Origin of the sequence: Prevotella sp. Rep29, assembly GCF_019551475.1 — a bacterium.
GTDB lineage: Bacteria > Bacteroidota > Bacteroidia > Bacteroidales > Bacteroidaceae > Prevotella.
The window spans coordinates 470,773-484,612 of record NZ_CP047159.1 but is presented as its reverse complement, the minus strand read 5'-3'; the positions used below and the strand labels follow the sequence as shown (position 1 = coordinate 484,612).

The 13,840-nt window shown below is 55.3% G+C and carries 11 protein-coding genes; 1 reads left to right on the top strand and 10 read right to left on the bottom strand.

Going from position 1 to position 13,840, the window contains the following annotated elements; translation table 11 throughout:
• Positions 1-269 precede the first annotated feature (269 nt).
• On the top strand, positions 270-809 hold the full coding sequence (locus GRF55_RS02010) for a DUF2589 domain-containing protein (protein ID WP_220368898.1): 540 nt from the start codon (positions 270-272) through the stop codon (positions 807-809).
• Between the two features lie 176 nt (positions 810-985).
• On the opposite strand, the gene GRF55_RS02005 is transcribed toward GRF55_RS02010, so the two are convergent.
• The 10 genes from GRF55_RS02005 to GRF55_RS01960 form a co-directional block, all read right to left on the bottom strand.
• Positions 986-2,725, bottom strand: coding sequence for a M15 family metallopeptidase (locus tag GRF55_RS02005; protein WP_220368897.1), 1,740 nt, complete (start codon positions 2,723-2,725; stop codon positions 986-988).
• Positions 2,722-3,516 (bottom strand): M15 family metallopeptidase, encoded by a 795-nt coding sequence (locus GRF55_RS02000; protein ID WP_220368896.1) that lies wholly within the window; start codon positions 3,514-3,516, stop codon positions 2,722-2,724. Before GRF55_RS02000 ends, GRF55_RS02005 begins: the two co-directional genes overlap by 4 nt.
• Before the next feature lie 3 nt (positions 3,517-3,519).
• Positions 3,520-4,713, bottom strand: coding sequence for a glycoside hydrolase family 3 protein (locus tag GRF55_RS01995; protein ID WP_220368895.1), 1,194 nt, complete (start codon positions 4,711-4,713; stop codon positions 3,520-3,522).
• 63 nt (positions 4,714-4,776) lie between these two features.
• Positions 4,777-6,858, bottom strand: coding sequence for a M13 family metallopeptidase (locus GRF55_RS01990; RefSeq protein WP_220368894.1), 2,082 nt, complete (start codon positions 6,856-6,858; stop codon positions 4,777-4,779).
• Positions 6,859-6,879: 21 nt separating this feature from the next.
• Positions 6,880-8,142, bottom strand: a complete 1,263-nt coding sequence (locus GRF55_RS01985) for a DUF4421 family protein (protein WP_220368893.1) — start codon at positions 8,140-8,142, stop codon at positions 6,880-6,882.
• Between the two features lie 36 nt (positions 8,143-8,178).
• The gene (locus GRF55_RS01980; protein WP_220368892.1) at positions 8,179-8,988 is read right to left on the bottom strand and encodes a DUF3667 domain-containing protein; all 810 of its coding nucleotides are present in this window, start codon (positions 8,986-8,988) and stop codon (positions 8,179-8,181) included.
• 1 nt (position 8,989) lies between these two features.
• Positions 8,990-9,151, bottom strand: a complete 162-nt coding sequence (locus GRF55_RS01975; protein ID WP_220368891.1) for a hypothetical protein — start codon at positions 9,149-9,151, stop codon at positions 8,990-8,992.
• 30 nt (positions 9,152-9,181) lie between these two features.
• A complete protein-coding gene (locus GRF55_RS01970) occupies positions 9,182-11,035 on the bottom strand; it encodes a clostripain-related cysteine peptidase (protein WP_220368890.1) in 1,854 nt (617 codons plus the stop codon).
• A 70-nt stretch (positions 11,036-11,105) separates the two neighbouring features.
• Complete coding sequence (locus GRF55_RS01965) at positions 11,106-12,653, bottom strand: clostripain-related cysteine peptidase (protein ID WP_220368889.1); 1,548 nt, start codon at positions 12,651-12,653, stop codon at positions 11,106-11,108.
• Positions 12,654-12,684: 31 nt separating this feature from the next.
• Positions 12,685-13,812, bottom strand: coding sequence for a DHH family phosphoesterase (locus GRF55_RS01960; protein WP_255563816.1), 1,128 nt, complete (start codon positions 13,810-13,812; stop codon positions 12,685-12,687).
• Positions 13,813-13,840 lie beyond the last annotated feature (28 nt).

The window sequence follows — 13,840 nt, the reverse complement described above, 5'->3', positions numbered from 1 at the left end:
TGCATCCTATCCCCTTCATGTAACCACACCCGGCACTCATGTAAACCATTCTTCGCCATTGCCAAATTCTGCTTACTTTTGCCGTGCATTTCCGAAAAGGGGTGCAACTGTAAGATTGCAAACGGCAGAAGCTGAAAAGCCGTCGGATGAAGGACAATGACCTCACGCATACCATTATATTAAGACGCGTCGGTATGGCATTGTGGCTAGGACTCCTAAACCTTGAAACAGAGTAAGCATAACAATTTAAAAAAAACAAAAAAACTTTTATGGCAATAAGTAATGTTCCTGCAAATGTGGCAACCAGTGCCATGCAGGCAATTCCTTTCAGCAGTATGATTGGCGGCCCGCTGAAGGCGTGCATCGAGGCACAGGCTATGGCAGCCAAGACATCATGGGAGTTTATCAAGGAAGTGGGACTGAACACTGACGAGAAAGGACAGAAGAGTGCCGTCATGGTGGCTTTCTCCTTCAACAAGGGAGGCCGCATGACCCAACTCAATGTACCTCTGCTCACCATCGTACCTATCCCCTACATCGCAATCAACAGCGTTGACATCAACTTCAAGGCCAACATCAACGCCTCTTCGTCAAGTGTCAGCGAGAACTCCTCGCACACCGAGTATGGTGGCGAAGTGGATGCGAAGGCAAAACTCAATCTTGGTCTGTTCTCTCTGGAGGCAAATCTGAAGGCCAACTATTCTACGAAGAAGGACTCAAAGGCAACCGAAGAGTCGAAGTATTCCTTGTCTTCGTACACGAAATATTCCGTGCCTTCAGTATCTTTTCTAATGCCGAGTTTCACTTGATAATATGGATAACGCTGGCGCGTTGATTCTACTGCCTGACGCAATAAATCGCCGTCAACAGGATCCCTCATCTTCAGTGTCATTCTGACTGTCCAGGACATCTGCTCTCCAGCCCAAGTCAAGTAGAATCTTTCAGAAAGCAGCTTTTCCCCTTTGTTATAGTTCATTACTGTGACTTATTCTTCTATTAACTCAAAATGCTGGAAGTCCTTGCACGATGTCCAGTCGCCGCCCCATTCAAAGCCGGCCTCAGTAAATAGGCGGAAGCAGAGGTCGTCGTGGTCTATCTTGTAGGGGAAGTCCCACGTGCGGTCGCAGTATTTCTCAGCCGTGGCGGGCTGGATGAAGCGCGTGCCGTCGTTGCGATCCTTGTAATAGGGATTGTAGAGGGTGTTGATGTCGATGGCCAGCCCCCGGGCATGTTTCGACAGCTTGGTGCTGCCCGCGATGACACGGTAGCAGAAGCACGATGAGTTGTTGTCGCGCATTTGGGTCTCATCATCTGCATCATACACGTCGGGCAGCAACATCCGCTGGATGGGGTACTTGGCATCGAACAACTGGCGCAGGATGGTGGCTACGCGGTCAGCAATCTGCTTGTTCACTATCATCTCGCCGACGTGCATCTGGTTGTCGTAGTCCCAGTGCAGGGCGCGGATGTGACGCAGGTCGTCACGTCCGATGTAGGGATTCTCCTTGTACGTCTTGCCCTGCATACGCTGCCACACACCATCGGGGATAGGGTCGGCGGCGAAGCAATTGTCAATGCCGCCAAAGGCTTCGACGGCCTCCTGACTCACGGTTCGACCAGCCTGCCACTCGGTGAGGGGTTTTATGTCGACGGGAAAGGAAAAGTCGGTCTTCGTGACACCCTCGCCGTAGATGGTCTTGAAGTCATCGCGCATGGAGATGACATGATACCCGGCCTCGCGCCACTGCTGTCCCAGCGTGAGGGCCTTTTCGCGCGAGGCATGGTCACGCTGGTCGTCATCGGCAATGAGCATGAAGGCTGCCGACTTATACTTCGGGTTGCTGAGCGCATAGTTGTGCATGGCTGCGTCGCCGCCGCTGTTGCCGAAGGAGAGCACAGGCACCTTGCCAATCTCCTGGGCTATCTGTTTTACCTTGTTGGTCTTCAGGTTCTTGATGATGAGTTCGTCGGTGCGCAGGATGCTCTCCTCACGGCCCATCGTGTAGTTGACGCCCTCTGCCGTACCCTGGGCGGAGGACACGAGCCTGACGTCCATTCCGATGACGCGGTTGGAGGGGATGCCGATGGCCTCCGTTAGCGCGCGGCAGATGAAGCGGTCGCTGCCCGAGACCACGTAGCAGGTAAAGCCGTTGTTCTTCAGGTAGTCGAAGACTTCGAGCATCGGCTTGTAGAAACTCTCGCCGTAGGTCATGCCCGAAAAACCGTTGGCGGGCTGGGCAGCGTATGCCTTCACGTAGGCATCAAACTCGGCCAGTGTCATGCCGGCGTAGGCCTTGGCAGCGGCGTAGGCATGCTTCATGTCGAAGTGGTCGGGCAGCGGCTTGCCGTTGCGCACGAAGTCGCGTATCTCCTGTGCCGTCTCCATCACGTCCTTCGGAGCCTCGTAGTCGGGGTCGTCCAGCGCGCGGTACTCCAACAGATTATACTCAAAGTACGAGGGATAGAGTTCGCCCACAAACGTACCGTCCATGTCGAACGTGGCGATGCGGTCTTCCTCCTGGATATAATTGGGTGAGTTGACATCGGTCACGTCCTTCACGTAGTTCTGCAAGGCGGTCAGCGCCTCGCACTGATTCCACTGCGTGAAGTATTCCTTCGCCGCCGGAGTAACAATGGCGGCATCATCGTCGTTTCCGCACGAAGTAAACCCACTTGTGCCGCAAATGAGGATGGCGGCGAGCATCCATAGTTTCTTTAACTTCATTTGTTCAGTTGCTTAACTGGGAATGTGAAATAGGTGTCGGGGAAGGGCTCGTCCTTCAGCGTGAAGTGCCACCACTCCGTATCGAAAGGCTTGAAGCCATGGCGCAGCATCGCTTGACGCAGGATCATGCGGTTCTTGAACTGCTCGGGGGTGATGCTACGTTTCGGGTTAGCAGGACTTTTGCTGTTGTCTCCTGTGTATTCGCCCGTTTCAGGATTACCGCAGAAGTCGGGATGGCTCTCGGGACCGAACCAGTCGAAGGTGCCGCCCATGTCCACCTCTTTCTCCGTTGCCATATCGAAAAGTGTCAGGTCGAGAGTAGAGCCACGCGTATGACCGCTCTTCAGACAGATGTAGTCCTGTGGAAAGAGCACGCTCTTGTCAAGGTCGGGATAGAAGTAGGGCTTCATCAGTGTGTCGTTGATGTCCTCGGCCCAGCGCACGAAGTGGTCAACACCCTTCTGCGGACGGTAGGCATCGTAGATTTTCAGGCGATAGCCCTGCGCCTTGACGTCGTCGCTCACGGCTTTCAAACTGTCAGCAGCCTGCTTAGTCAAAAGTGCCGTCGGCTCATCATAGCCGTCGATGCGCGTTCCCACAAAGTTATACGTGCCGAAGTAACGGATCTCCAGAATCACATCGGGCACCACGTCTGTGATAGTTACAAACTGGCTGGCATCGTCAGTCGCGCTGACTGCCGCACTCTTCTTCGTGTCCGAGAAGCAGGACACCATCGTCATGCCGCAGATAGTCAGGATGGCGGCGAGCATCCATAATTTTACCTGTCTCATCTGTTATCTTCCTATTTGCTTTTTCAGTTTCAATACGCGGCGCACACTCTGGTCAATGCGCTGTTCGCTGAGCCTGCCGACCTCTACGGCCTTGACCACGGCATCGAAGGCTTCCACGAAGTTCTGCGGTCCCAGCACGATGTCGGCACCGGCCTGAAGCGTACCTACAGCGGCCTCGGCATTGGTGTACTGCTTGGTGATGGCTCCCATCTCCATCGCATCGGTGATGATGATATTCTGGTAACCGAGTTCGCCGCGCAGCTTGTCCTGCAGGATGACGGACGACATGGTGGCGGGGATGTCCGAACCAGTGACGTTGGGCGTAGCGATATGGGCTGTCATAATCAGCTGTGTACCCCACGCAATACCTGCCTTGAAGGTGATCATCTCGCAGTCCTTCATCTGCTCCCAAGTCTTCATGCTCTGCGCATAGCCGAAGTGCGTGTCGGCCTTGGTGTCGCCGTGTCCGGGGAAATGCTTGATGCAGCCCGTCACGCCGGCATCCTTCAGCCCCTGCAGATAGCTGACGACCATCGGCGCGGCCACCTCGGGATTGTCGCTGAAGGCACGGGCGCCGATGACGATGTTCTCAGGGTTGGTGTTCACGTCGGCCACGGGGGCGAAGTCGATGTCGAAGCCGTAGCGACGCAGATAGGTGCCGATGGTGTTGCCGCAGTGGTAGGCATTCTGCGCATCGCCCGTGGCACCGATGGCCGCCATCGACTCAAACTTCTCCACTGCGAAGTTCCCGTTGTTGGCGATGCGTGCCACGCGGCCTCCCTCCTCGTCGATGCAGAGCAGCGGCGAGCCGCCAAGGGCGCGTATCTGGGCGATGAAAGCCGTGAGTTGTGCCTCGTCCTCGATGTTGTGGGCATAGAGGATGACGCCTCCCACGGGGTATTTCTCGTTCACGCCGCGCATGGTCTCGTTGACGGCCTGCAACTTGATGGCCCTGATGTCGTCCGTACTGCCGTCGACGCTGCTGGGCTGGTTGAAGTGGATGGTGGTGTCGAGACACTCGGGGCGCACATAGAACAGTTGCCCCACCTTCTCGCGCAGCGTCATCTTCTGCAGTTGCGCCTCCACCTCGTCTGTCGGCGCGACAGGATTGTCGTCGTTGTCCGACGAACACGATGTGAATACACTTGTGCCGCAGATGAGGATGGCGGCGAGCATCCACAGTTTCCTTTGTTTCATATTTGATTATGTTATTTTGAATTTTTGTTTGTTCCTTTGTTATCTACACATTATTGATATATATCACCAGATCTGCACGCGCTTCTCTGGTGCGAGATAGAGTTTCCCGTCAGTCACGTTGAAGAGTCTGTACCAGTCGTCGAAGAGTGTCACGATGACATTGACGCGGTTTTGGGGGATTGAATGGACGTCAGTCAGGTACAACGACTTCTTTAGGTCAAGGGTAGGATAATCCAGCCACAGTTTTGCATAGTGCAGGAAGAACTCCTGGCAGGCATAGTCGAGGGCAGCCCCCTGCAGCCCCTCATCTATTTTCTTCTGCTTGAAGAGTGAGTAGGCCAGCGTCATGCCGCCGTAGTCGGCCATGTTCTCCCCCAGCGTCTTTTTGCCATCGGCCGGCTGTCCGGGGTAGGCCTCCATACGGTTGTAGAGCGCAATCATCTCCTGCTGCTTGGCTTCGAACTTCGCTTTGGATTCTGATGACCACCAGTCTGTCAGGTATCCCTGTTTGTCATACTTTGCCCCATTGTCATCGAAGCCGTGGGTCATCTCGTGGGCGAAGACTGTAGCGACAACGTACTGGGTGTATTCATCATCGGCAGGGAACATACCTTCACATAAGAATTGCGGCAAGATGATCAGACAGTTCATATCGGGAGCATAAAAGGCGTTCTGTGCGCTATAATCGGTTTCATAGTCGATGATGGCGCGGACATGCTGCTCAACTTTTCCGCACATGTTATGCTTGATGGCTTCATTCTGCGCCATGATGGACAGGGCGTCCTCGACCAGCGTGTTCCCCTCGTCGAGGGTGAACTCGCCTTCGCTAAGGTTGTCGGGCATGCCGACAAAGAACTGCATGGCCTCCAGTTTCTTCAGTGCCTCCTGGCGCGTGGCGTCGCTCAGCCAGTCGAGCGTTTCGATGCGCTGTCGGAACACGGTGCGCATTTTCTCCAGCATCGTCAGGCAGCGGTCTGCCCCGGCTTGCCCCATCTTCCGTAGTACGTCCGCACTCAACTTGTTCATCAGGAAGGGGCTTGTCCGTTTCAATTCCGCTACGATTTCACTCTTGACGGCTCCTTCGCTTTTACCGGCATAAGTAGCCTTCATGTAGCTGAATACGCTCATAACGGCATAGTATCTCAGGTAGTCGTAGCAGTTGTCCATCGTCTTCAGCACGGTCGTGATGCCGCCTTTCTGTTCCATGTATTTCTTGAAGGCGGGGGATTCGTCGAAGATTGCACCAGCCATCGGATGGAATGCTTCCCACAGCGTCTCCCGGGTGACTTCGTCTTCGACGCCGCCCCCGGCACGTGTGGCACGGCCCCGCGCGATGCTGCCGGCCTCGGTGTAGTCAGGTATGTCGCGCACGTTCCACAAGCTCTGACGGTCTGAGTCGGAGGTATCGCCGCCACCATGGGCTGTCGCATAAATCAATTGCTCCTCGGCGAGAATCGCGCTGACGCGCTCCTCGAGTTCCGTCTCATAGCCTGCCGCCTTCGTGCGCTCCGGGTCTGCCACGTTGTCGATGGTCGTCAGTATGCTCTTGATGTACGATGATTTCAGCAAGTCTGTCATTTTAGTTCCCAGCAAAGCTTCTACCAATTGTGTCTGGATGCCTCTGCTCACTATTTCCTGGCAGGAGTGGGATTGCATATGCAAATCCACTCTTTTCGAGAATATGGGATTCAGCCCCTTGTCCTGCAGTTTGCCGATTTCGGTCAGCAGCATGCCGATTCCCGTCGGCTTCTGGATGTCCAGATAGTCGAGTATGGCCTTCACGTCTTCATTCAATGATGGCGCAGGAGCCTCAATATTCCGCACGAGGTGCTGGGCCAGGGGGTTGTCGGAGGCAAACAGGCTCTTTTCAACCTCTTTGGTGTTTATTGCATTGTAAGACTTCATGTAACCCAGGTCGCCCTCTTTATGTGAATTGAACCAGGTGCCCAGGGCATACATGTAGAAGTCGTCGCCGGGCTTGACGGTCTTGTCCATCAATGCCTCGTTGATGAAGTGGTCTGGCACGGCGGGCACTCCAGGCTCTGGCACTACCGGGTTGTCTGTTGAATTGTCAACACACGATGTGAATACACTTGCGCCGCTGATGAGGATGGCGGCGAGTACCCATTGCATGATTTTTTTCATACTTCTTTTTTATTACATTGGTTAAAACTTCATTTGAAAATCTGCCCTCACGCCCCAGTTGAAGAAGCGCCCTTTCATGCGGTTTTTCTGCATGGCATACTCATCGCCCAGTTTGTTCAGGTTCTCATCCTGTAAGCCTGTGTTGAAGCGGAAGTTGTCGTAGTGGACTTTGACGACGAAACTGAAGCGGTCGATGCTCAGCGCCATGCCCGTCGTGGCAGTGTAGTTGAGTTCCGGATGTGACTTGCGTGTGCGGTGGTCGGTCTCATAGCCGAACCATTCCACGAGGTTTTTGTCGTAATAGATGGTGAGCGGATTGAACATGGTGACCATCGGCATGAAGGTGGCGTTGAAAGTGAGGTTGCGAAGACCGTGCAGGAGTGGACCGTTTTCGTCACGGTTCAGGAGTACGAGGTTGTAACTGTAGCCTCCGCCTACGGACAACTGTTGGGTGGTAAACCGTGTGATGCCGCCGACGTGGGTGAGGAAACTGGATTCCCTGGAGTCGAACTTCACCCGCCCATAGAGGTACTTCATTCCCAGCATCCACGAGCCGGCAGAACGTCGCTGCACGACACTGCCGCCATATACAGCGGTATAGGCGAAGCGGCGGCGGTTGAAGGCATAGTAGCCGTCGAATTGTATCTCGCGCATGTCGGCAGGATAGTCCGACTCCATGTAAGTGTCGCCCTCCATGGAGTCGTTTTCGTAGTTCTCACCATGATAGTCCACTGTGGAATGTACGTCAGATGACACCTTCTCCTTGATATTGTTATATTGGGCTGTAAGCCCGTAGTATGAGTTGATGCAGCCGAGGTACAAGGAGGTGCTCTTCTCGGCACTCTTGCGCCCTACGCTCATGCTCAGTCCGGCACGGATGCCTGAATAGGTGATATAGCCTCCTATCTTGTAATGGAGGCGCTCTTGCATACGCAAGTCGGTCTGTGTGCTGTTGGCAAGCCCCCAGTCGGTATCCAACTCCGAATAGTCGTTGATGCGCACACCGGTCTGCTGCACTCTGCCCCTCAGGGTGACAATGAACTTGGTCGGCGGCTTTCGCACATAGCGGTCGTCGAGGTAGCGTGGGGGGCGGTTAAGCCTGTCGAGCACCTGCTTGATGACCCCTGGCATCTTCCCGTCCGCTTCCACGCTGTCGGCGGTTTCCTGGGCAGTGGCCGCCGGCTGTATGCACAGCAGCATACATACCGCGAGCAAAGCCTTCCGGCGGGTTCTGTTCGAACCTTTCGGGATAGACAGGGAATGGTGTTTAGAATAGAATGTCATAACTGATACTGGACTTTGAAAGGTGAGACATGATTGTTAAGAACTGAAAATCTCCTCTGCATTGAACCAGACCACCGAGGCCATAGCAGCTATGATGATTAGCCCGAAACCGATAGCGGCACAGAAGAGAAGCCGCCAGATGGTGCCCCACCACCCGTAGCCGAAGAGTTGCCTGTAGGTCACGATGAAATAGATGGGTAACAGGACGCTGGCCCGTATGACCGTCAACTGGGCAACCGTGTCTATCAGCAGGTTGAGGCTGGCCATGAACACCTGAATGAAGAACCCTTCGGGCAGGTTGTGCCGGGGGTAGCGGGGGGCACGGCGGAAGAACATCCACGTGGGGAGGATAAATACTGCCATGTAGAGCAGCGTGCTCCAGGCCGTATTGTCCTTCGCCCAGGTCATAAACTGGTTCAGGAAGGCCAACTCCCCCTCAAAGGTCTGTGCCTCTGCTACGCTGCCATAGAGTTTCTCGTGCAGTCGGGTGGCCAGCGCGTTGGCGAGGGCTACGATGAACAGCATCTTCACGGGTGGGAACGCCACCTGCCGCTTGCCGCTGATATAGTCGTGTATCAGGTAGCCGGGCCGCAATGCCAGTTGAACCAGCGTGAAACTGAGCGAGCGGTTGTCCATGCCCCAGAGTATCATGATGCCCTGCCGCACCGTGTTCCACCCTATAGGCCCCACCCCGGCTTTCTGGCCGCAGCGGGAACAGAAGTTGTCACGGAACTCCGTACCGCAGTTGGCACATCTGGTGGTGTGCTCGCTGTGGTTCGCGTAGTCAAACGGGTGCTCCTGCCACGCTTTGAAACACCGATACCGCTCTCTCAGATTCATCCTCATATCACCAGTCCTCATCATCGTTGCCAACGATACCGTTCTTCAGGGCTTCCTCCACCTTGTCGATGATGGCGTTGGAGTAGGCGTGGGTCATCACGAGGGCGTTTGCGCTCATCAGGCCGCATGTCAGGATGGCGGCGAGCACCCACAGTTTCCTTTGATTCATATTTTTGAGAATTTAATACTTGTTCTTTATTCACTTGAGCGGACCACCGCCGTCGCTTGTGGGATTGCCCCAAAGCAGTTGCTGGTTGGTGCGCAGCCAGTTGCCCCATCCCGTCAGTTTGTGGAATGTGGTCTGCTCGTAGCCTTGGTCGTAATTGCACAGGGCATTAGGATAAAATCCGATGAAATTTGTCGTGTAGATATCGTTGTTGGTCAGGCAGACGCTCAGCGTGTAGTGGTCCAGATGCTGTTCGTTCGTGCTGACGTCGGCATAATGTACGAAGGCCTCGCTGAAGGCTTTGTCCAAATCACTGGAGATGGCAGCCATTTCTGCGTCGCCAGTCTCCTTTGTCAACAAATGGGCATAGTCAGCCAAATCGAAAAAGGGAGTCACGTAGGAGTTTCCGATACTCTCATCGGGGGACTGTTTATTATTAATCAAGGTGTTGAACCGATACACCTCCTTGGTGGCTCTGTCGATGGCCTCTTTCTGCGTGGGGTAGAGAGCGACGAGTCTGTCGGCGAGGCGCTTGGCGGCATCGATGATGGCATCGAGCTTGGCGGTGCGGATGAGTTTGTAGTCGCCATTTTTCCAGGACTCCACTATTTGCCCATTTTCCTGCTCTTCAGACTCATGATATGAATTTTCCCACACAGGGTTTACTCGCTCAAACATCTGTGCAACGGCATCCTCGGTATTCCCCTTCTCCAGCAGTCCGCGGACGTATTCCGTGAGCAGTTCGCCTCCACTTGAGAGTATGTGTGCCGACGCCACGATGTAGTCAGACAGGCCGCGCAGTTCGGTCAGCGTCTCCATGTTGCCCATCAGGCAGTTGTGGAAGAAAATCGTGTTCAGCCGGTTCAGGCCTGCGGAACGGATGGCGGCACTCAGCTCATACATATCAAGTTCCTCACTCTCATTCCACTCATCGGCAATGACCCCTCGGGTGGCAGATGCAGCGGCGGGGTCTTCGTATTTGCCAGGGACATCGTTCATTGGGGCCAGTCCGTTGCCATGCCCCCAGATGCTGAACACATACTGCTCGGCAGGACACACCAGACTGCTGATCTGGATGAACGCGCTGACGGTCTTGGGGTCGCACAGTTTCATGGCCTTGGCCTCCTTTTCATACCCATATGCCTGAAGTCCTCCGTTACGAATATTCTCCAGGTTGGTCGTGTCGTTCAGATCGAACCACACGATGTCGCCCGGGTCGGCATACTTACCTGGATAGGAATTTTTCTCATCAGTCGGTTTCTTGCCATATTTGTAGAAGCAGACCACGCGGACGTTGTTGTGGTCCTTGAGCAGCGGCTGTATCTTCTCCCAGAAGCCGTACTCAATAATTGCGTCCATGGTGCCTCCCGCATTGCCATAGACTAAGACGGTGTAGCGGGCGGGCTGCGGCACATTGACCAGGTTGTCCTTGCGGCTCCACGCATCAAAGTCCTTAGCCTTCGCGTCGTCCATCTTCTGCATGGCCAATTGGTGGTCACCCTCCATCATCGTCAGCTTGCCGTCACTCACGGTATATCTGGCAGTGGTCTTGGTGTTCCTCTCCGCGATGTCCATCGTCAGCACGCCGTCCGTGGCTGTATAGGTGAACGAATAGCGCTCACGGCCCACGGCGTCGTCGTTGTTAAGGTAATAGATGCTGGTGGTTCCTGTGCCGTCGTCCTTCAGTTCCGTCTGCTGCCAAGCCTTGCCGTATGTCCAGGCGGCATAAGTAGCCCCCGACACGTCGGAATACCATTGGCCAACAAGTTCGCTGTTCGCTCCTGATTCAGGAGAAGGGTTGTCGTCGTTGTCCGACGAACACGAGTTGAATACGCTTGTGCCGCAGATGAGGGTGGCGGCGAGCACCCATTGCATGATTCTTTTCATAATGCTTTATTTGATATAAATTCCTAAATGGTTCTACGTCACTTGCTGCTGACGTCATCGCAGCCGTTCATTAATATTCGTAATATTCGGTGTAACATTTTGTGTTGGGTTCCTGTCTATTCAGTTTCAGCCATCGGCTCCAGCCGGTGAGCCGGTCGAAGCGCAGCTGGCCGTAGGTGTCATCGAGGGTGGAGCCCCATGGCAGACCGTCGCTGGTCGGCTGACCGTCGGCAAACAGATAGACTAATCCGTCGGCATCATAACGGAAGTGCAGGCCATTCTCCACGGTGGTGAAGTGGCCCTGGCAGCCGAGCATCACGCTGAGCGAGACGGTGTGGCCGTTCTCTTCGAGCCACTTGCTCGACTGCTGGAGGGCAAAGTAGTGGTTGTAGGCCTGGTCTGCCAAACCCTCAATCAAAGGCCCAAAGTCGTCGGGCAGTGCGGCAGTGAGGCCGATGATGTAGTTCATGAGGTCGTAGGTGGGCTGCTCGTTGTCGACGCGATAGGCGTTGGCGGTGATCGAGTCGATGCGGGTCCGGGCGTAGTCGGTGCCGTTCTGATAGACGTCGACCAGACGGTCGACGAACTTCTTGAGTTCAGCGCCGAAGGCGTCGGCCTCGGCCGAGCGATAGACGCTCATGTCGTGATAGTGGGGCACGTCCTCGCCTTTGTCTTCCTTTTCGGCATCCTTGTCCCAGGCATCGACGCAGAATCGTGCGAAGCGCGTCAGGGCCTGCTCGGGATCGTCTGGGTTGTCCGAGAGGGCGTCGACCAGCTCAGTGTAGTTGCCGCCCGCGCTAGGCACGAGGAAGGTGGAGAGCACGAGGTAGTCGGTCACCGGGGCCAGTTCGAACTGATATTCTGCCGCGTTCATCAGGCAGGCGTCGCAATAGACGGCGCTGACGTGCACCGAGGCCTGCCGGATGGCCTCGGTGAGGCTCTTGGCGGTGAAGTGGGCCCGGTTGTGGCCGTCGTCCTTGATGACGCTGCGGGTCTGGCTGGGGGCGGCAGCAGCGACAGGGATTTCCTCGGTGGGCAGATAGCCATCGCCGTGGTCGGACAGTACGAGGATATACCTGCGGGCGGGGCGCACCCGCGCTGCCCAGTCGATGAAGCGGGTGAGCGAGTCGGTTCGCGAGATGTCGGCATTGTCGGGGCCAATGAAATGGGCGGTGATGGTGGCCATCATGTCGGTCTCGGCGACTGTGGGGTCGACGGTGAAGCGGCTGGTCTTCCCGCCATAGGGGTAGAAGTCTTTAATCCTTTCGACTAAGGCCACCTGGGCCGGGTCGTTGGGGTCGATTTCGGTTTTCAAGTCCCTGTAGCTGTTCTGCAAGTTCTCGAGGGTCGAGAACTTGTATTGTGCGCAGATGCTCACGTTGCGCCGGTGGTCGGCGTCGGATTTGAAGAACTGGGCGATGTTATCCATCAGGAAAGCGTCGAGGTTGCTGCCGCCGTGACCGTAGAAGATGATGGTGTAGTCGGCCAGTTGCTGCTGCGGCTCGTCGGGGTTAATTACTGGGTTGTCGTCGCTGTCCGACGAACACGATATGAATACACTTGCGCCGCAAACGAGGGTGGCGGCGAGCATCCATGTTAATTCATGTAACTTTCTCATCGTCGTTGTGTTTGATGAAACATTACTAATCTTAATTACCAGTCAGCACTTCTGTGATGCGCGGCACTATCTGCTTGCGTGAGAGTTTCTCGGATGTATAGCAGACACCCTCACGCAATGACGGACCGAAGACGCCCTCGGCCACCTGCTTGGCACCTTCACCATAATATATAAAATAGGTGCCATTCTCCACGTAAGGCCGTTCGGCACGGTCATCGCCCGTGTTCTCCACCATGTTGTCAATCTTGGCAACGAGCATCTGCCGCCCACGCTGCCCCATCACTTCGGGCATGACTGCCAGCATGCGGTCGATGAAGGCTTCCATCTGGCTCTGCTTGCAGACGAGGCTGCCGAAGCCAAGCAGATGGCCGCCAATCTCGTATTCCTTGTAGTCGGAGAGGAAAATCTCGGCATCGGTCATGCCGGTATAGTCGGTGGCTGCATCCTCCATGCCACGGTTCAGACGAGCCACGGAGTCGGGGCTGATGGCCAACTGTGCGGTCAGAGCTTGCAATGCCGTGGAGTCGATGGCCTGCGTGGTGGTTTTCGACAGGTTGCGCGTGTCGCTGATGATGCCTGCCAGCATGATGCGGGCGGTCTCGTCGTCGATGGTGATGCCCTGTTCCTTATACATCTCGTAGATGATGGTGTTGGTGGAGCCAACCATCTCGCGGCGCACAAAGGGGATGCCGCTGTCTGCAATGTCGCCCTCCACATGGTGGTCTATCTTCTGCAGGACAACGGCTTCGCGGGCACCCTCCACGCACTGGGCATAGTCGGTGTGGTCGGTCAGGATGAGCCGTGTCTGCGGCAACACGCTCGACTTCAGTTCGGGCAGCGCGAAGCCGAACACGTGGGCGATATAGGCTGTCTCGCGGTTCATCCCGCTCGACACCTTGGCCTTGCAGTTGTAGCCCATCAGCCGCATCAGCCTGGCATACGACAAGGCCGAGGTGACGGCATCCACATCGGGTGTCTTGTGACCATAGACGAGGCATGTGTCCGTGCCCCAGTCCAGTGTTTTCAGCAGTGCGCCGAACTCCGTTTCATGGCCGGGCTGCGGAATCACCGCATTGTCATCGTTCGAACAGGATGTCCATACAAAGAGGCTGCTTGTCAGGGTGGCAGCCACCATCCATTGCATGATTTTTCTCATCATCTTTCTTACTTTTAAATTATTTACTTCT